The following is a 17,175-nucleotide window of genomic DNA, read 5'->3' on the forward strand; positions in this document are numbered from 1 at the left end:
TATATTGTAAGTATCTAGAAATTCAACAGAGGGATATTATGAAAAGGGGGTAGAAACAAAAAAATTAGTAATGATAACTGCCACATTATCTATGTTTGCTACTGGAATAACGCCTAAATTTGAAGTCTTTGCGGAAGAACAAGCACAGCAAAAGAAAGTATCTAAAATGTTACAGTATGAAAATTCTGTTAATGTGGAAAATCGAGTATTTGCAGTTTTAGGAAAAGGAGATGTCTACCAACTTCAAAATATTGAAAGAAGGGAATGAAATTTTAGTGTATACGAGTCAACAGGGTTATATGCTAAGCCAAATGAACAAATAACAATTCAGGTACAAGGAACGACGTTTACTGATAAAAACTTAACAGCTAACAAGGAATATAAATATGCAGTGAAGGCTGTAGATGCAGCTGGAAATACATCAAATCAAAGTATGGTTACTCTTTTTTATACGAAATATGACATACCGTAATGGATTATATAATAACAATTTCAGACATAAAGATAATTGAGAAGCATACACTTATATAGAACGGTTGCAAATATAATTACCGATATTCTTTGCGAGAGAGCACTTAAGGAGAGTGCTCTTTTTCATTTTCACACTTTAAAAGAGACAAGCATATAGTATAAAACAAGTTATATTTCATCTAATCCCTTTTTTACCAAAGTACTCGTGGAAACGGGTGCTGTTATTATGTCACCTTTTGATAAGGACAAGTATAGGAACAACCCTGCGTTGTTCCTTATTCACTCATATCTAACTCCTTATCACATTAAGAGCATCCTTGTGTAGGGTGCTTTTTATCATGTAATAAAACACTTTTTACACCAAAAAAGAAAGGTTTGATACATATGATGGATACAATTAAAGGATTTGTATCGAAGAAAACAGGAAAAATGTTTGGTGCGAAATTAACATATGACTCTGAACAGAAGAGGATTACTTTTGTATATGAGAAAAAGAAATAATATCATAAAATCTTAAATTCTGTATATAAAATTAATAAGAATTATGATATGATGAAAATAACAAAATACTTCTAAATCTACCTGCAAAAGGACACACCTACGCATACATATGCCATAGGTGTGTCCTTTTTTCGTTGTCTATAAATCCCTAAAAAAATAGAGAGGGGGAAGATATATTGCGTACGAGTGAAATACCATCTACAGATGTATCTTTTGAGAGTGTGGAGAGTTATAAGCGTAATAAGGGGAATGAAATATCAGCATGTCCCAAGTGTAAAAAGCAATCATTCAGGGCTACGTTTAACGAATATCCAAAGTGGGTTCGATTTTGCTTATGTTGTGATTATAAAGAAGTTAATCCAGCATATAGTCCATTTGTATATTGATACTAATAGGAAAGGATACTACGGTATGAAACCATGGATTAAGATTGTTTGTATAACATCATTAGTCTTTCAAATTACAGCATGTAGCAGTTCAACACAAACAAATGATTCGAGACCTGCACAAACGGCCCAGAAAGCAATCCAGCAAAATGTAGAAGGAAAGAGTAATGTTGATATTCCGGAAGTATACAGGGACAAATTAAAAGGCTTAGAAACGGGTAAAGGAAAAGTAATACATGTAAAAGACGGAGATACAGTAGATGTGAAAGTAAACGGGAAGAAGCAGACGGTAAGGTTACTTTTATTAGACACCCCTGAATCTGTTTCTCGAAAGATTCCGCCACAAAAGATGGGTAAAGAAGCATCTTCTTTTCTAAAGAAACAAATAAAAGGAAAAGATGTAACCCTGGTATATGATCATGGACAAAAAGAAGACAAGTATGGCAGAAAATTAGCGTATATATTTTGCGAGGGAATACATGTAAATGAATTAATGGTCAAATTAGGATACGGGATTGTAGCTTATATTACTAAGCCGAACACTACGCTGCTTCCACAAATGTTAGATGCAGAAAAGAAAGCAAAATCAACTAAAAGTGGAGTGTGGAGTATTAAAGGTTTTGTGGATGAAAAGAAACATCATTATAACCGAAATGATGCCGCTTAACGCATATCACTCAAGCATAGTAAGAATACTAATGCTTTGAGATTAAAATAAGGAGGTTTTTAAGTGTGAAAGAGAATAAAAGAAACATGATCTTATCGTTTGTTATTTCGATTGTCTTTATATTTTCGAGCATGATGCCTTTCAGTAGTAACGAATACATCTATGTTATTTCAAAAATTGGAGCTGCAGCTGGTGTAATAAACATTGTGATGATGAGTGTTTTTTTATATTTTCAAAGCAAAAAAATGAGATATTCATTGAATTAAACTGTAAGAGAGAAAGTTTTCCTTACTCACACTAAAAAGAGAGTGGTAAGGAAAACCGCGAAGGAGATGGAAGAGATGAGTCAGGTAGCGGGATTCTTGAAATTCGTTTTAGCGAAAGAAAAACGATACGTATATTTGGCTGTATCAGAAAAGAGAAACAAACGTGTAAACACGCACATTTTTTATAAATTTGGTCAAATGGAAAAAGCATTGGAAAGTATGTACGAAATGCGGGATGATTTCGAGAATAAGTTCCCGATAGAACTAAAAGAAAAAGGATATGACTGGGAAGATATCAACGATTGGATACTTTCCATTGAGACAGGATTCTCAAAGCATGGAAATAAGCTAATCACATACGGACGCTAAGTAGAGCAGAACATTAAATGAGGTGAATGAAGAATGGCGTTAATTCGAAAGTATCACATTGCAATTGCTTGGACGATAGCTACTAGTGCAATGCTTATAAGCTTGGTTTTTAGTGAATGGATGAAACTTCCCCCATGTGATTTGTGCTGGTATCAAAGGATGGCCATGTATCCCTTAGTGTTGATATTAGGTGTTGGTATGTATAGAAAAGACCCATTGGTAAGTACATATGCATTCCCATTTGCACTTTGTGGTTTATTGCTAGCTGTTTATCAAATAACGATTCAAACCTTCCCTGCGAGTGAGATGAAAATATGTTCTGTAGGAGTTTCTTGTACGGAAGATCGCTTAAATTTATTTGGTTTCATCTCAATACCTATGCTATCTTTTGTTGGATTTTTAGCCATTATAATACTTCTATATATTAAACCTGACAGAGAGACAAAAGACCAAATAAAACACTGATTATTATCTAAATACACTTGTACAAATATAAAATGCTCATAAATTGATATTAAAAATAAAAAAGGAATTTAGAAAAGGAGAAATTAAAAATGACAACAATGCAAGTAAGTAATGAAATGTACAAAATCCCAGAGGCGGATGTAGAATTATTAAAGATTATGGCTCATCCAGTTAGATTACAAATTGTGAAGGAACTAGAACGTCACAAAATCTGTAATGTAACACAGTTAACAGAGTTATTAGATGTGCCTCAATCTACCGTATCTCAGCATTTATCTAAAATGCGAGGGAAGATTTTGCGTTCAGAAAGAAGGGGATTAGAGATGTACTATCATATTGTAAATTCCAAAGCATGCCAGATTGTTAGTGTACTAGGTTTATAGGGTGAGAGAATAAATAATAATAGTATATAAAAGATAAAACAATCTAAAAAAGGGAAGAAATTTTTCTTCCCTTTTTATAATGCATTAACCATTCTAAATTCATTAAATCTAAATTTTAACCACCATGATTTCCGTGTGCGTATTGAACAACATCAATAGCTTTTTGCGTTTCCGTAGGGGATTGGGCACCAAACATTAAAGTTAAAGCAGTAATTACACCAACTAAACCAAAAAATGTTTTTTTCATTTTAATGCCTCCTTCTCAAAAGCTTTTTTTCCTGCCTGAGAACTTGAATAAAAATATTGACTTGCTTTAACATGATTATCTTCTTTATAGAGTGCAATAGCAAGATTTTCTTCATATTCTTTGATGTATTCAAAAAGTTCTTGCTCTTTAAAATATGATACGCCTTCTAGCACTGTTCTTTCAAGCGCTTCGGCAGGAAAATCTGCATTCATTGCGTTTAAGATTTTAAAATGGTGAAGATATTCTATATTATCAACCTCTTCACAAATAGAATATCCTTTTGCTATGAGATCTTTTGCAACGGAATGATCCCCATTCTTCATATGCTCTCTTGCCTCAATAAAAAGTGCCTTATAATTGTTAGGCATTTTTTGATTTACTTCTGAGAGATATCTAATAGCTAATGGTGAAAGGTTTTGAGTAGCATACATTAACCCTAAATTTTGACGCACCATTAAAATGAATTGCTCTTCATCTGTTTTTTGGAACATATCCATTGCTTTCGTGAAATATTCTTCGGCTAGTTCCCATTCTCTCAAATGAGTACAAGCTAAGCCTATAAGATTATCACAAAACGCTACATTAATCTCATACCCAGCATGTTGAGCAAAGATTTCTCGTGCCTCTGTTACCTTTTTGTAAGACAGGAGCCCTTGATATATATCATAATGAAAAGCTCCAACTTTATAATAAAATTCAGCTTTTTCTAATTCATCAGGAACGCAGTCTAAAAGTGTTTCCACTTTTTCATAACTCTCTTTTGCGATTTGATATTCGCCAATAGTAGAGGCATGAATCCCTTTGAAAAAGTGATAATAATAAGCTAAGAAATTATCTGTAGGCATATCAAAAGCCTCAACTTTGTCAAAACTTCTTTTTGAAACGCTTAAATTATCAATGACAAATTGATATCTAAAATCTAGTAGTGAGTAGTAGAGCAATAAATTCTGATCTTCTTCGATGCTATGAATCTTAGAATCAATTAATTCTTTCAATCGATGAGCATTTCCTATACGTCTTGAGCGGATTTCAATATACCACTCATTTAAAAGTTTTGTAATTTCATTATTCCCCTTTGTAGAAACAATCATTATATATTCCCCCATCCTATAGAAGTATCTTAATACTATTTATTACCATCATAGCAAACTAGCAACATTATTTGAGTGATTTCAATTTATTTTTCAACAAAATTCAGAAAAAATAGTTATTTTATATTTTTTCTTATATTAATATTTTGACCTATACCAATTCACGTTTGCTTGAAAAGAGAGTGTTTAAAAAATTATTAGAGATTTCAAAACAAAGTCCTAAAATATGAACTCCCCTAATTGTTAGACACAATCTGATAATTAGGGGGAGTTTTGTATGACTAGAATAAAATAAAGACAGTTATACGAACATCTTTAGCTCTAAAGTTATTATTTAACTATCTAACAAGCAACATTGAAGATAATAATGGAAAGTGTTACTTTTATAGAAATGTTAAGGCCAAAATGGAAATTCATAAAGAAAAAATTGACGCTGCAGCGAGAGCAAAAGAAATTTCATAAGTTATTTTCCGCAATATTGGTGACATTAAATTTATGCGCTTTTTTTCTAATTAATATGAGCAAATGCTGCAAGAAAACGCTTCTGGTAAGTTAAGAATCTTCAAACGCGATAGAGAACTTGGCGGTACCTTAATTATTGTTAGAATTATAAAAATAACTATTTATATATAAATGGTTTAAAATATACAAGTCTTATATACGGGATATAAAAAGTAAAGGTTGAATTTATTAGGTGTTATTAAGATCTTGTGCTCGTAATAGTAATAGTATTAGTAGTAGCAGTAGCAGTAGCAGTAGAAAATATTTCTCAATAGTAAAATGAAGAGAAATATATGAAGGAATAGAATAGATTGGTTTATAATAGATATTGATTAACATAATTAATTATTAATTTAACTATATTAAATGAAAGAGAGAGAGTGTAATGGCGAATGTACTCGTAATAAATTTTCCCGGAGAAGGTCATATTAATCCGACATTAGCAATTGTTAGTGAGTTAATTCAGCGTGGAGAAACAGTTGTTGCATATTGTATTGAGGATTATAGAAAGAAGATTGAAGCAACAGGTGCGGAATTTCGAGCATTTAAGAATTTTCTTTCACAAATCAATATTATGGAACGAGTGAATGAAGGCGGTAGTCCTTTAACGATGCTATCTCATATGATAGAAGCATCAGAACGTATTGTTACTCAAATTGTAGATGAAACAGAAGGAGAAAAGTACAATTATTTGATATATGATAATCATTTTCCAGTAGGACGTATTATAGCGAATATCTTACAATTACCAAGCGTTTCTTCCTGTACGACTTTTGCTTTTAATCAATACATTACATTTAATGATGAACAAGAATCGAGACAAATAGATGAAAATGATCCACTATACCAATCGTGTTTAGCTGGAATGGAACAATGGAAAGAGCGATATGGAATGGACTGTAATAGTCTATATGATATTATGAATCATCCTGGAGATATTACAATTGTATATACTTCTAAAGAGTATCAGCCGTATTCGGATGTATTTGATGAATCGTATAAATTTATCGGTCCATCAATTGCCACTCGTAAAGAGATAGGAAGTTTTCCTATTGAAGATTTAAAGAACAAAAAAGTTGTTTTCATTTCTATGGGAACAGTTTTTAATGAGCAGCCAGAGTTTTATGAGAAATGTTTTGAAGCTTTTAAAGGTATCGATGCGACTGTTATATTAGTTGTTGGGAAAAAAATAAATATAAACCAATTTAAGGATATTCCCTATAACTTTAAAGTGTATAATTATGTCCCGCAATTAGAAGTATTGAAACATACTGATGTATTTGTTACACATGGCGGTATGAATAGCTCAAGTGAAGCATTATATTATGGTGTTCCGTTAGTTGTAGTTCCAGTGACAGGAGATCAACCATTAGTTGCAAAACGAGTAGCCGAGGTAGGGGCTGGAATAAGACTGGATCGTAAAGAATTAACGCCGGAGTTGTTACGTGAAGCTGTAAAGAAAGTAATGGATGATGCAACATTTAAGGAGAAGAGTCGTAAAGTCGGAGAGACGCTTCGAGATGCTGGAGGATACAAAAAAGCTATTGAAGAAATTGAGAAATTTGTTTCTAATTACCAAATTTCGAAATAATATAAATTTCAATCTAAGATGACAACTAGAAATCTACTCTAACTAAAATATATAGAAATGGAGAGATTTTTTATGTCAAAAGCGATAGTTATAAATTTTCCAGCTGAAGGAACTAAGTATGTGTACTTCTTTATAGCAGTTATTTCGCTCATTGGACTTGTGTTGTCATTATTTGTAAAACGCGTGCGTATAGAAAAAATTGATTAGTAAAAGGGAATAAATAAGAATTTTAAACTGCTAATTAACTAACGCACCCTTTAGTTTAGTAAGAGACAGCGATTGCTGTCTCTTTTTTATGTTCTATGTATCAAAGTTTACTTCCATAACTTTATTATAAAATTTTCATATAATTTACTAGTTCTGTACTTACTGTTTTGCGTAATTTTTTGTTTTCATCTTCCAACTCTTCAATTCTTTCTTTAAATTTCTTAATTTTCCGTCTAAAAGAAGCGATCATAGCGTTTTGGTGAACAATTAATTACTTAAGTTGATGGCGATGGGGTATCGCCACATCGCTATCAAGCTAACAAAACAAGAGTCACTTTTGTTATAAGATATTTTTGACTTATGTTTCATTTATTATATCTTTAAAATATAGTTTCATATCCTTAGCTTCGAATTCATTTATTTCAAGGGGGAGCGCAATCATCACATTTAGTATTTATACTTTGCATTGAATGCTTTTATTTTGCATCAACAACATCCATAAATTTAAGAGTAATCCTGTTATAAAAAGCATCTGTACATAGTATAGAACAATTCAATGGATCAATATCAGTCACGGTCATGTAGTTAGTAAGCAGATAGCCATCTTCGTAATATGTAATCAACACCTCTTCTTCAGATAGTAATGAGCATAATAACATGTTCTCGATAAGTTCTATTTCTTCAGAAGTTAAGATTGGACGTGCTACTTTATTCTTTTCCTTAATAATCTCACGTATACCGTCAAATTGTTCTGTCATTGCAGCAAATGGCGTCCATTTCACCATTCCTCGTCCCTTTGGCATATTAGTGTTGTTCATGATTTGTGTCCTCCTAACAATGTGTTTCTGTATCTTGCTGTAGCACTATTTGTATAAGAAATTCCTCTTAATATGCTGTTCTTACCAAACTTAGTGCGTATTTCATCCATTACCTTCGTTAATTTCATTTCTTTTTCTCGTTGTATTACATTGTCAAAAAGAGATATTTGTTCTTCACCTTCATTGATTAAATTGGTTAAAGAAACATTGATAGATCTAATTGGTTCCCCGGTATAAAACTTATGTAAAAAATATGTACAAATATGATAGATATCCATTGTTAAATTAGTTGGTCGGTTCATAGTGTGAGTTTTTCTGAAACCACCAGCGTAATTTTTACTGTAACCAATGGAAAAATGGATTGTTTGAGCTAGTTTGTTTTGTCTTCTCATCCGATAACAAACTTCTTCGATATGTTCCAGAAGGATAATTGGAAATTCTTCTATTGTGTAATCACGCATGAGTATTTGGCTCTTACCCATTGAAGTTGTTGTTGGTATGTATTTTTCTGCAATACGGCTAAAATCAATGCCGTTGCTATGTAAGTGGTAGGATAAGCACCCAACGTCTTGACATATTGCTATGTTAGATTTTCGTGTGCTTTCCTCCAAACCGTACGTACATCTCTCGATGTATACGGCTTTCCACTTATCCATCCAGCTTTCCGCTGTGTAGGTCTTGGTGACACCTTGTACATAATGCTAAGGTTTTCCTTTTCCTTGCTATCATTTTCTTTTCCCACAGCTTTTTGCCTTCCAAGTCTTTCAATTTTTTAACATGATGCATTTCTAAAGGTGCATCACTTTTTCCACACCATTCACATTTGTTTGCGCACAATCTCTTGATTAAGCTATTACGCCACCATAGTTGTGAATTTGGTAGATTGTCTTGAACTATATTCATAATCTTGTCTTTTCTTCGAAATCCATCGTGGTAAAAGTAACTGATTCTTTTCTCGGATTTTGTTTGATATTGAATAGCTAAATCTCCCTTAACTTTATATTTTGTCATTACTTTAGCTACAGATGTTTTATGTTTTGCAGCTAGAGTTTTGACGAAACTATATTTCATAAAGTAGTGGAAGCTTTGGAGTGTACAAACGTTTTCTGCAAGACTGTAATAGTTATATAGTCCTCTTATCTCCGCATTGTACGTGTTTAATATTTCTAGTTCGTCATTATTTAGGAGATAAGTGCGATGCCATATTCTCCATTTCCCATCTGCCATGATGCGTAGAGCTCCATATTGTTTGAGCTTTTCAATCCATTTTTCCGAAGGAAGATACAGTTTACATCTCATAATTTGGTGTCTGGTTAGAAATCCATTTTTATCACGTTTAGTAACTGGCATTCTATTTACTGTGATGTTATATCCTAAGAATCTTGCTTTTTTGAGCTATGTGTGATTAGTGTTTTTTCTTGTGACAATTCAAGTTTTAGCTTGTCTCTTAAGAAGTTTGTTAGATCTTCTTTAACTTTTACCGCATCCGCTTTGTTACCAATTATCCCCACAAGAAAGTCATCCGCGTATCTGACATATTGAATTCTTTTGTATGAGTCATCCATGGGGTCTCCAAAAGGAGTTTTAAGCAACTCTTCTTTCAAGGATTTATATTTTATAATTCCTTGCTTCTTTTCTTGTTCCGTGAGCTGTCCCCAGTTTTCCTTTAGTTGTTTTCTGTGTTTGTATGTTAGGTATTCCTGACGTTTGTAGGCTTTTGTAGTTTTCCTTTTTGTTCCTTTAGAAAACTCTTTTTGGTACTCTTCCATAAAAGTATCTAATTCTGTTAGATACACGTTAGATAAAAGTGGGCTGATGATTCCCCCTTGTGGGGTGCCACTATAGCTACCTCGATACTTCCATTCTTCTAGGTATCCTGCTCGTAGAAATTTCCATATTAGGCGAATAAATTTCTCATCAGTTATCCGCCTTCTTAGTAATGCTATAAGTGTGTGGTGGTCGATATTGTCGAAAAAACCACTAATATCCCCTTCAACGAACCATTTCATCCCAGTGAAAGTTTTACGTACTTTGTGTAAAGCCGTATGACAGCTCCGTTTGGGACGAAAACCATGAGAGCTTTCCTTGAAACTCATTTCATATATCGCTTCGAGTATCATTCGAATAACTTCTTGTAGAAGTTTATCCTTGAATGTTGGTATACCTAATGGACGCTTTGAGCCATTCTTTTTAGGTATGAAGACCCGCTTGGAGGGGTGTGGTTGATAACTCTCATCTTTTAGCGATTCTATTAGGATATTTATTTTCTCCAAACTGAAACCATCGATGTTTTTTCCATCAGTCCCTTTTGTCATATTTCCTTGATTAGAGCTGATATTTGTGTAGGCTTTTAGATAAAAGGCTGGATTGTATAGATTTCTGTAAAGACGATTATATTTATAGTTTTTATTGTTAGACTTTGTTACTAGACTGCCTAATACATCATCTGGATTTCTCATGAGCCTCACGCTCCTTCCATCGTGTATATAGCTGGATAAGCTGTTCCCCTTTGCCTTGTAATAGGCTTTCCCTATCTCTGACTACTACGAGAACTCCGTTACCATGTCAGGTATTCAAGTTCCAGAAAACCATAGCCCTATGGGCTTCCTGATTTAGGTAATCCCCGTTTAGATGTATGTTGACATAGCTATTTGTAATGTCGGATGCGACTTTCACCTTTTATCCTTTACTAGGATTGCCTAATCTATCGTATTGCTGGAATTAGCAGAACTGCAATACTAATTCCCTGAGATTATACAGCGTTTATAAGTACTTTCCGCTGTAGCCGGCGATGGGACTACTCAGGTTATCGTTCAAGTAATGCAACCTTCATCCTTGTTTACAATTCTCATCTCGCCATTCAGTCGTGACTTAGTACTTAGTCAACTTATGACTTTCCTAACATGCTACACTCCCCGTTTAGTTTCCTTCCCGGATAAGTTAGGTGATGACAGGCGTTGCAATATATCCTGCTGTCTTGCTATCGACAGATTCAAACATACCCCTTACGGGCGCACTAATTCTTCGCCAATAACCCCAAAGCTTTGTTTTAAGTATTTGAGCGGGTATTGCGCTAAGTCTCCAATTGAATGTATTCCTTTTCGATTTAACTTTACTTCTGTTTTACTCGAAATCCCCCAAAACTTACTAAGTGGTCGTATCGGCCATAATTTTATGGGTACATCTTCGTACTTCCAATATGCGATGCAGTCTTTTGTCTTCTTCGCTTCCACATCTAAAGCAATCTTACTCATTAAAGGATTAGGCCCCATCCCAATTGTGCATTCAATTCTTGTTTTCTCATATATTTCACGTTTGAATTTCAACGCAAATTCATATGGCTCATTCGCAAACAGATGGATACTATTTGTAATATCCATAAAGAATTCATCGATGCTGTATTGGTGGAAATCCTCAATCGGAACGTATTGTAAAGCTAATTTTGTTATGTAATTTGAGCATTTTATATAAGTTCCCATGATTGGGTTTACTACAAGAATGTCTTTACGCCGTGGTATTTCGTACAACCTTGCCATTTTCTTAACACCTAATGCCTTTAATGGTGGTGTTGCAGCCAAAACAATGGAGCCACTCCTGTTCACATCTCCTACTACAGCTAATTTAGTATGCAGTGGGTCTAAGCCCATCTTGATACAGGACACGCTTGCATAAAAGCTGCGAAGATCTACACATAAAACAATTCGATTTGGCAAAATTGAGTAGTCATACACCGTTATGCCTCCTTAAATAAGAACGTCTGTTCTTATTATATACGAATATGCGTTCTATTATAAAGGTTTTTTAAAAAAAAATAAAACTGACTCTAGTTAGCCAGTTTTTACATATCCCAAAAATCGGTGGATTTAACGTTGGGTTTTATTTGCCTAATAACTTTTAAAATTTTTTTCATTACAGTTGGACTAGGTATGTATTCTTTATCATTGCACGCCTTTGAAACTGTAGGGCGACTTAATTTCGCGTTCTTTTCTAAATCATTTTGGGTGAAGCCATTCCGATCTAAAAAATTACCTAATTTCGTTCGGTTTTTACCTGCGAATTTCCAAAACACTTAAATCCCTCCTGAACCTATTTTCAACATTGTGGACATAAATGTAAAAAACTATTCGCATAGACGGAAAAAGTTTTTTACATAATGTACAAGCTGTCCACAATATGATGTATCAAAGCAGCTACCACGGTATTTATTAAGGTAGAAGAATAAGAGGTTACCAAAGTAAGTTGCGAATGATTACCACATTATTTATCAAGATTTCTACCAAGGTAAAACTACCAAGGTATTAAGTAGATGAAGCTATGTAATATCTATATTCTAAATTCTGTTTATAAAGGGGGCATTTAAATGCGTGCTAGGAAAGAAACAATTCCTTTTCGCGAGTTTATGGATCGGTCATACAAAGATAAAGAAAAGAAAATACGTAAATACAATTCATTAAGTCCTTTCGCATTCCTTCATATGTCGGATCAGGTATTACATACTTACATTGCATTAGGAGTTATGGGAACGATTTTAATCGGAGCAGTCATGTTAGAAAAATACTTGGTGCGACATGACTATATATCGGCAGCTAAATTTGTAAGTGAAGGTATTTATCACGGAACGCGAATTGGTGGAGTTTGCTTGATTGGATATGTATTTGTTCGTATCGTAATCATGTTTTAAGGAGGGAAGGGAGTAATGGGGATTATAAAGGAGTGGCTTCGTACGCAAAGGTTAAGGAATCAGCTTATGGAGGTGTTCGGAAAAGCAGGTTTATATACGGAACATCAAACACGCGGGGGAAAAGTGCCTATTTATCCAAAGGTACATAATGTTTCTTCTTCAGCAGAAAGCGTGAGGTATGTTTTTACCATACCAAACGGATTAGATCCACAGAAGATTGAAAAGAAGTGGTTTTGTTTTCAGCAAATATTAGGACGGAATATTACGATTGAAGGTGATGTGAAAAGATTTGTCCTACATGTATTCCGTTCAAATGCTGGGCTAAAATCGTACAATTATTATTATAAAGAGTGGCAGCCACTATTAAAAGGTTACCGTTTACCTGTTGTGGTTGGCAGGGACCAATTCGGAAAAATGATTGCGTACGATATGATTGACTCCGATTCACCGCACTTATTAATTGCAGGGGAAACGGGAAGCGGGAAAAGTAGTATGGTACGTGTTGTACTATCCACACTCATTCAATATATGTCTCCTGATACGTTGCATTTGTATCTTGGAGATTTAAAAAACTCTGAATTTCATTTCTTGCGAAGAGTGAAGCATGTAAAAGAAGTTTGTATGGAAGAAATTGAAATGAAAATAATGCTTCAAAAGGTGTGGAAGGAAATTAGAGAACGAAGAAAACTTATGGAAGAATATGAGGTTGATCATATTGATGCCTACAACAAATTAAATCCAGATCATCAAAAACCATATATTCTACTTGCTATCGATGAAGTGGCTATGCTTAAAGATGAAAAAGAGTGTATGACTACAATTGAAAAGATTTCAGCAGTCGGTCGATCACTTGGAGTTTTTCTTATGCTTAGTATGCAGCGGCCAGATGCGAAAGTGTTAGATGGTAAGTTAAAACTAAATATGACCGTTAGAATCGGCTTTAAATGTGATAGTGCAATTAATAGTAATATCATGGGTACTCCTGGTTCAGAGCACTTAGAGCAATCTGGCCAAATGATTTTAAAACGAAATGGATTAAAGAAAGTGCAAGCTCCTTATTTGGAATTAAGTAAGGCGAAACAAATTGTTAAACCATATTGCACGTCTAAAGAGGAGAAAATACTTCAGAATTCATCGCAAGAAGAAATTCCGTTATTTGGGGTGTTAGATGATGAAGAGTAGAGATAAAGGAATTTTGAATGATTTGAAGCGATTTAGATGCATGTCCCGTGACGATATTATTGACTTGCATTTTCAAGGCTTAAAGAATGCGGTAACTTGCTGTAATACGGTTATGAAACGATTAAGAAGAGATGGCTATGTTGATGCGAATGTTTGGCAGCACCCATACATTTATTTTCCGCAACCGAGTTCTATCAGAAAGACAAGTCAAAAAACCCCTCATTTCCTTGGTATTGTGGACGTATACAAACAACTCGTTCATTATGAAAATCCTAAAATATTCAAAGTTGAACCAAAGTATGGGAAAGAATATATGGAGCCGGATGCTTTTACTATATGGCGTAGATCGCCATTCTTTATTGAAGTTCAAAAGTCAGTGTATAGTAAAAAGATAATGCAAGAAAAGATAAAGAGATATGAGTTATACTTTCATAGCCAAGAATGGCATAATGAATCTTGGCAACCGAAAACTTCTAAATTCTTTCCTTCAATCCTTATCATTACTGACAAACATTACGACGTTCAATCTTCTTATTTCCGTGTATTCCAGGCGAATTCTATAGAGAGTTTTATAAAAAATTTAGCGGTAAAATCATAAAGAAAGCCTGCATAGTGTAGAACTGTTTCTTTTCAATAATGTATTAAGTCATGTGTGATGATGATTGTTAGACGGCAATAAATGCGATGAGTAAATTTGAAGCAAGTTATGAAATAGTAAAAAAATGAAGAAAGTAATCCTTTAAATAATTTTTAATGGTTAAACGAATATCTCATTGTATAGCGCTAAGGGTGATAATATCTCAAGTATGAAATAATTAGTTATTTGTGATGGCTGATTCTCTTACGTGGAGGGTTAGCCGTTTTTTATTATATTTTATCTCTTAATTTTCTATATAAAGTATATTAAAAAGATAGGGTAAATCTTCTTCTAAAATGATATCTCCAAAACTAATAACTTGTACGATAACCTCTCGCTTATCACTATATCCATTCATATCAACAAGTTGTCCCACATATTTGTTTGTACCAATACCTTTTTAAAGTACGCTAAAAAATGCCCTTTATCTTAACTTTATCTTATCTTTACCTTATCTTTAAATTTTTATATTAAACTTTAAACCTTAAAGAATTGATGTTTCAGTCTAAAAAGGAGCGGGGGATAGATGGTCACTACATATTTTATAAATAACCAATTGCCATTGAAAAATAGAATTTCTTATACGAGGAGGAATATATGAAGAATACGAGTAAAATACGAATTATTATATTATTATTTATTAGTATTTTAGGTTTAGGAACAATGCTTGGAATACTATATTTTAATCATAAAACCAATGTTCATAAAAATAAAGTGCTTGCTACCGAAAAACGTTTATTGCAATATGAGCCTACCTTGAAAAAAGAATTAGAAAAATATGATTTAGGAGGGAAAACTGCAGTTTTGTTAGGAATTATGTACCAAGAGAGTAGAGGTGAGGGCAACGACCCTATGCAGTCTTCTGAGTCACTTGGATTAAGGCCAAATGAACTTCAAGAGATAAGCCTGAGTATTAAACAAGGGGTAAAACACTTTGCTCAAATGTACAAATATGGAACGGAAAAAGATGTTAGCATGGATACAATTATTCAAAGCTATAATATGGGACCAGGGTATATTGATTTTATTGCCAGCCAAGAAGATAAACAACACTCGGAAGATTCGGCTAAAAAGTTTTCTAAGATGAAAGTTGATCAAAATCCAGAGATGTACACTTGTGGTGGAAATCAAAATAATTTTAGGTATCCATATTGTTATGGTGATTTCACATATGCATCAAAGGTGAATGAAAAAATAAAACTTATTCAAGAACGTCTTCGAAATGTACATGACTCTTCTAAATAAGCTGTAGAATTAAATATTATGATACCGTCAGTTATCAACATTGAACTACCCCCATTTTTACTTCGTTTAGAAGAGGGGGATTCCTAAGTAAAGAGTTCTATCGAACTCTAATTTATTAGGCTAGCTCTACAGTCCTTGCGGTTAGAAGCCTTATCGCTTCATTCTTTAGATGGATACTTGCGTTAATATCCCTATCATGATGTGTATGACAAGAAGGGCAACCCCATTTGCGTAGGTTTAGATTTTTAACGTCTTTGTTTTGATATCCACAACAAGAACATAATTGGCTTGAAGCAAATGTTTTCGATACGACAATGATTTGTTTGCCGTACCATTTCGCTTTATATTCCAACATGGTTCGAAACTGTGACCATGATACCTCACTAATCGCTTTTGCTAACTTATGATTCTTTAACATATTCGATACTTGCAAATCTTCTATACCGATAACATCGTGGTTTTTGATGATTTCAGTTGAGATTTTGTCCAAGTAATCTTATCTGGCATTTGCCATGTATTCATGAATTCTAGCTACCTTTACTCGTTGTTTATTCCAGCGAGAAGATCCATTCATTCTTCTAGAAAGAACACGCTGTGCTTTTACCAACTTCTCTTCTAACGATCGAAAAAACTTTGGATTTTTATAGATTGTTCCATCTGACAAAATGGCGAAATCTTTTAGTCCCACATCCATTCCAATGTAAGAATTTGTTTTCGGAAGTTCTTGCACTTCTGTTTCAACTAACAATGACACAAAGTATTTGCCAGAAGGGTTTCGTCTAACTGTAGCATTTAAAATACGTCCCTTTACTTCACGACTTTTGGCAAATCGAACAAGACCGAGTTTTGGCAATTTCATTTTGTTTCCTACAACGGCAATGTTTTCATTTGTTTGTTTTGTGGTGTAAGATTGTACGTTGTTTTTCTTAGATTTGAAATGCGGGGCACTGTTTTGTTTTTTGAAAAAGCGTGTATAAGCATCCGCAAGGTTGCGAACAGACGACTGAATCGCAATACTATCCACTTCTTTTAGCCAAACAAACTATTTCTTCATGGCAGGAAGTTTGGCAGAGCATGTACCATATGTCAAACCTTTTCCTGTTTCTTTGTATGCATTATCCCATAGAGATAGGAAATGATTGAATACAAAACGAGAACAGCCAATTGTTTTATTGATTAGGTTCGCTTGTGCTTTATTTGGATAGATACGAAATTTATATGCTTTATTGATTATCATTCGTTTCACCCCCCATTTCGATATGTGTCTATTATACAACAAACGTATATTCGATAGGTAGTGAAGTAACAGTTTATGTATGTCGAACAATTAAGATGGCTTCCTGCCATCCCTTGTCCGAAGCAAATTCATCTCCCACCTACTCACTTCGCATTCCTGGAGGAAGGAGTCTTCTTGGCTAAAATGATAAATACACATAAACTCCTTATATCTCCAGATAAACTATGGAA

General features: G+C 33.9%; 16 protein-coding genes and 7 pseudogenes. 14 read left to right on the forward strand and 9 right to left on the reverse strand.

The features are described from left to right. Positions 1–91 precede the first annotated feature (91 nt). From JFT95_RS27025 to JFT95_RS27055, 7 genes and pseudogenes are all read left to right on the forward strand, one after another. Positions 92–457, forward strand: a pseudogene (locus tag JFT95_RS27025) (M60 family peptidase N-terminal accessory domain-containing protein); the annotation flags it as partial. Positions 458–855: 398 nt separating this feature from the next. Further along, complete coding sequence (locus JFT95_RS27030) at positions 856–972, forward strand: DNA topoisomerase I (protein WP_002203966.1); 117 nt, start codon at positions 856–858, stop codon at positions 970–972. 411 nt (positions 973–1,383) lie between these two features. Next, on the forward strand, positions 1,384–2,025 hold the full coding sequence (locus JFT95_RS27035; protein WP_201054002.1) for a thermonuclease family protein: 642 nt from the start codon (positions 1,384–1,386) through the stop codon (positions 2,023–2,025). Positions 2,026–2,090: 65 nt separating this feature from the next. Further along, entirely contained in the window at positions 2,091–2,291 is a 201-nt protein-coding gene (locus JFT95_RS27040) for a hypothetical protein (protein ID WP_201053760.1), read from the forward strand. Positions 2,292–2,366: 75 nt separating this feature from the next. Beyond that, positions 2,367–2,660: a hypothetical protein gene (locus JFT95_RS27045; protein ID WP_002139809.1), complete on the forward strand. Its 294-nt coding sequence runs from the start codon at positions 2,367–2,369 to the stop codon at positions 2,658–2,660. A gap of 33 nt (positions 2,661–2,693) precedes the next feature. Next, positions 2,694–3,125: a disulfide bond formation protein B gene (locus tag JFT95_RS27050; protein WP_201053761.1), complete on the forward strand. Its 432-nt coding sequence runs from the start codon at positions 2,694–2,696 to the stop codon at positions 3,123–3,125. Between the two features lie 89 nt (positions 3,126–3,214). Then, a complete protein-coding gene (locus JFT95_RS27055) occupies positions 3,215–3,508 on the forward strand; it encodes an ArsR/SmtB family transcription factor (protein ID WP_113937286.1) in 294 nt (97 codons plus the stop codon). Between the two features lie 115 nt (positions 3,509–3,623). Here JFT95_RS27055 and JFT95_RS27060 read toward each other — a convergent pair whose 3' ends face one another. Both JFT95_RS27060 and JFT95_RS27065 read right to left on the reverse strand, forming a co-directional pair. Further along, positions 3,624–3,755, reverse strand: coding sequence for a Phr family secreted Rap phosphatase inhibitor (locus JFT95_RS27060; protein WP_201053762.1), 132 nt, complete (start codon positions 3,753–3,755; stop codon positions 3,624–3,626). After that, positions 3,752–4,846, reverse strand: coding sequence for a Rap family tetratricopeptide repeat protein (locus JFT95_RS27065; protein ID WP_201053763.1), 1,095 nt, complete (start codon positions 4,844–4,846; stop codon positions 3,752–3,754). Before JFT95_RS27065 ends, JFT95_RS27060 begins: the two co-directional genes overlap by 4 nt. A gap of 285 nt (positions 4,847–5,131) precedes the next feature. Between JFT95_RS27065 and JFT95_RS29695 the strand changes: the two are divergent. From JFT95_RS29695 to JFT95_RS29700, 3 genes and pseudogenes are all read left to right on the forward strand, one after another. Further along, positions 5,132–5,425, forward strand: a pseudogene (locus JFT95_RS29695) (tyrosine recombinase XerS); the annotation flags it as partial. 307 nt (positions 5,426–5,732) lie between these two features. Beyond that, a complete protein-coding gene (locus JFT95_RS27070; protein ID WP_201053764.1) occupies positions 5,733–6,938 on the forward strand; it encodes a macrolide family glycosyltransferase in 1,206 nt (401 codons plus the stop codon). Positions 6,939–7,010: 72 nt separating this feature from the next. Then, positions 7,011–7,145: a cytochrome c biogenesis protein ResB gene (locus JFT95_RS29700; protein ID WP_215586163.1), complete on the forward strand. Its 135-nt coding sequence runs from the start codon at positions 7,011–7,013 to the stop codon at positions 7,143–7,145. A 476-nt stretch (positions 7,146–7,621) separates the two neighbouring features. Here the strand turns inward: JFT95_RS29700 and JFT95_RS27075 are convergent, their stop codons facing one another. From JFT95_RS27075 to JFT95_RS27095, 5 genes and pseudogenes are all read right to left on the reverse strand, one after another. Then, on the reverse strand, positions 7,622–7,963 hold the full coding sequence (locus JFT95_RS27075; protein WP_016096734.1) for a YolD-like family protein: 342 nt from the start codon (positions 7,961–7,963) through the stop codon (positions 7,622–7,624). Beyond that, positions 7,960–8,511, reverse strand: a pseudogene (locus JFT95_RS27080) (DinB/UmuC family translesion DNA polymerase); the annotation flags it as partial. The gene JFT95_RS27075 and the pseudogene JFT95_RS27080, both read right to left, overlap by 4 nt. Positions 8,512–8,611: 100 nt before the next feature. Further along, positions 8,612–10,422, reverse strand: a pseudogene (locus JFT95_RS27085) (reverse transcriptase/maturase family protein). 558 nt (positions 10,423–10,980) lie between these two features. Next, positions 10,981–11,694: pseudogene (locus JFT95_RS27090) on the reverse strand (Y-family DNA polymerase); the annotation flags it as partial. A gap of 107 nt (positions 11,695–11,801) precedes the next feature. Next, positions 11,802–12,032 carry a helix-turn-helix domain-containing protein gene (locus JFT95_RS27095; protein WP_201038173.1) on the reverse strand — a complete coding sequence of 77 codons (231 nt, stop codon included), beginning with the start codon at positions 12,030–12,032 and terminating at the stop codon, positions 11,802–11,804. A gap of 291 nt (positions 12,033–12,323) precedes the next feature. Here JFT95_RS27095 and JFT95_RS27100 point away from each other — a divergent pair, with 291 nt between their 5' ends. The 3 genes from JFT95_RS27100 to JFT95_RS27110 are packed head-to-tail and all read left to right on the forward strand — an operon-like array spanning position 12,324 to position 14,424. Continuing rightward, entirely contained in the window at positions 12,324–12,644 is a 321-nt protein-coding gene (locus tag JFT95_RS27100; RefSeq protein ID WP_002069793.1) for a hypothetical protein, read from the forward strand. A gap of 15 nt (positions 12,645–12,659) precedes the next feature. Beyond that, entirely contained in the window at positions 12,660–13,826 is a 1,167-nt protein-coding gene (locus JFT95_RS27105; RefSeq protein WP_151304109.1) for an FtsK/SpoIIIE domain-containing protein, read from the forward strand. Between the two features lie 22 nt (positions 13,827–13,848). After that, on the forward strand, positions 13,849–14,424 hold the full coding sequence (locus JFT95_RS27110) for a replication-relaxation family protein (protein WP_078205614.1): 576 nt from the start codon (positions 13,849–13,851) through the stop codon (positions 14,422–14,424). Between the two features lie 295 nt (positions 14,425–14,719). Here the strand turns inward: JFT95_RS27110 and JFT95_RS29705 are convergent. After that, positions 14,720–14,842, reverse strand: a pseudogene (locus JFT95_RS29705) (vancomycin resistance histidine kinase VanS); the annotation flags it as partial. Between the two features lie 218 nt (positions 14,843–15,060). Here JFT95_RS29705 and JFT95_RS27115 point away from each other — a divergent pair. Beyond that, positions 15,061–15,708 carry a lysozyme family protein gene (locus tag JFT95_RS27115; RefSeq protein WP_078205998.1) on the forward strand — a complete coding sequence of 216 codons (648 nt, stop codon included), beginning with the start codon at positions 15,061–15,063 and terminating at the stop codon, positions 15,706–15,708. 115 nt (positions 15,709–15,823) lie between these two features. Here JFT95_RS27115 and tnpB read toward each other — a convergent pair. Then, a pseudogene (gene tnpB / locus JFT95_RS27120) lies at positions 15,824–16,945 on the reverse strand (IS200/IS605 family element RNA-guided endonuclease TnpB). Positions 16,946–17,175 lie beyond the last annotated feature (230 nt).

The organism is Bacillus sp. TH17 (assembly GCF_016651125.1).
In the GTDB taxonomy this organism is placed as follows: Bacteria; Bacillota; Bacilli; order Bacillales; family Bacillaceae_G; genus Bacillus_A; species Bacillus_A mycoides.

What these genes read in the sequence shown, in the direction of transcription:
- JFT95_RS27030 (WP_002203966.1), top strand. Translation starts at nt 856, where the DNA reads ATGATGGATACAATTAAAGGATTTGTATCGAAGAAAACAGGAAAAATG.
- JFT95_RS27035 (WP_201054002.1), top strand. Translation starts at nt 1,384, where the DNA reads ATGAAACCATGGATTAAGATTGTTTGTATAACATCATTAGTCTTTCAA.
- JFT95_RS27045 (WP_002139809.1), top strand. Translation starts at nt 2,367, where the DNA reads ATGAGTCAGGTAGCGGGATTCTTGAAATTCGTTTTAGCGAAAGAAAAA.
- JFT95_RS27050 (WP_201053761.1), top strand. Translation starts at nt 2,694, where the DNA reads ATGGCGTTAATTCGAAAGTATCACATTGCAATTGCTTGGACGATAGCT.
- JFT95_RS27055 (WP_113937286.1), top strand. Translation starts at nt 3,215, where the DNA reads ATGACAACAATGCAAGTAAGTAATGAAATGTACAAAATCCCAGAGGCG.
- JFT95_RS27060 (WP_201053762.1), bottom strand. Translation starts at nt 3,755, where the DNA reads ATGAAAAAAACATTTTTTGGTTTAGTTGGTGTAATTACTGCTTTAACT.
- JFT95_RS27065 (WP_201053763.1), bottom strand. Translation starts at nt 4,846, where the DNA reads ATGATTGTTTCTACAAAGGGGAATAATGAAATTACAAAACTTTTAAAT.
- JFT95_RS27070 (WP_201053764.1), top strand. Translation starts at nt 5,733, where the DNA reads ATGGCGAATGTACTCGTAATAAATTTTCCCGGAGAAGGTCATATTAAT.
- JFT95_RS29700 (WP_215586163.1), top strand. Translation starts at nt 7,011, where the DNA reads ATGTCAAAAGCGATAGTTATAAATTTTCCAGCTGAAGGAACTAAGTAT.
- JFT95_RS27075 (WP_016096734.1), bottom strand. Translation starts at nt 7,963, where the DNA reads ATGAACAACACTAATATGCCAAAGGGACGAGGAATGGTGAAATGGACG.
- JFT95_RS27100 (WP_002069793.1), top strand. Translation starts at nt 12,324, where the DNA reads ATGCGTGCTAGGAAAGAAACAATTCCTTTTCGCGAGTTTATGGATCGG.
- JFT95_RS27105 (WP_151304109.1), top strand. Translation starts at nt 12,660, where the DNA reads ATGGGGATTATAAAGGAGTGGCTTCGTACGCAAAGGTTAAGGAATCAG.
- JFT95_RS27115 (WP_078205998.1), top strand. Translation starts at nt 15,061, where the DNA reads ATGAAGAATACGAGTAAAATACGAATTATTATATTATTATTTATTAGT.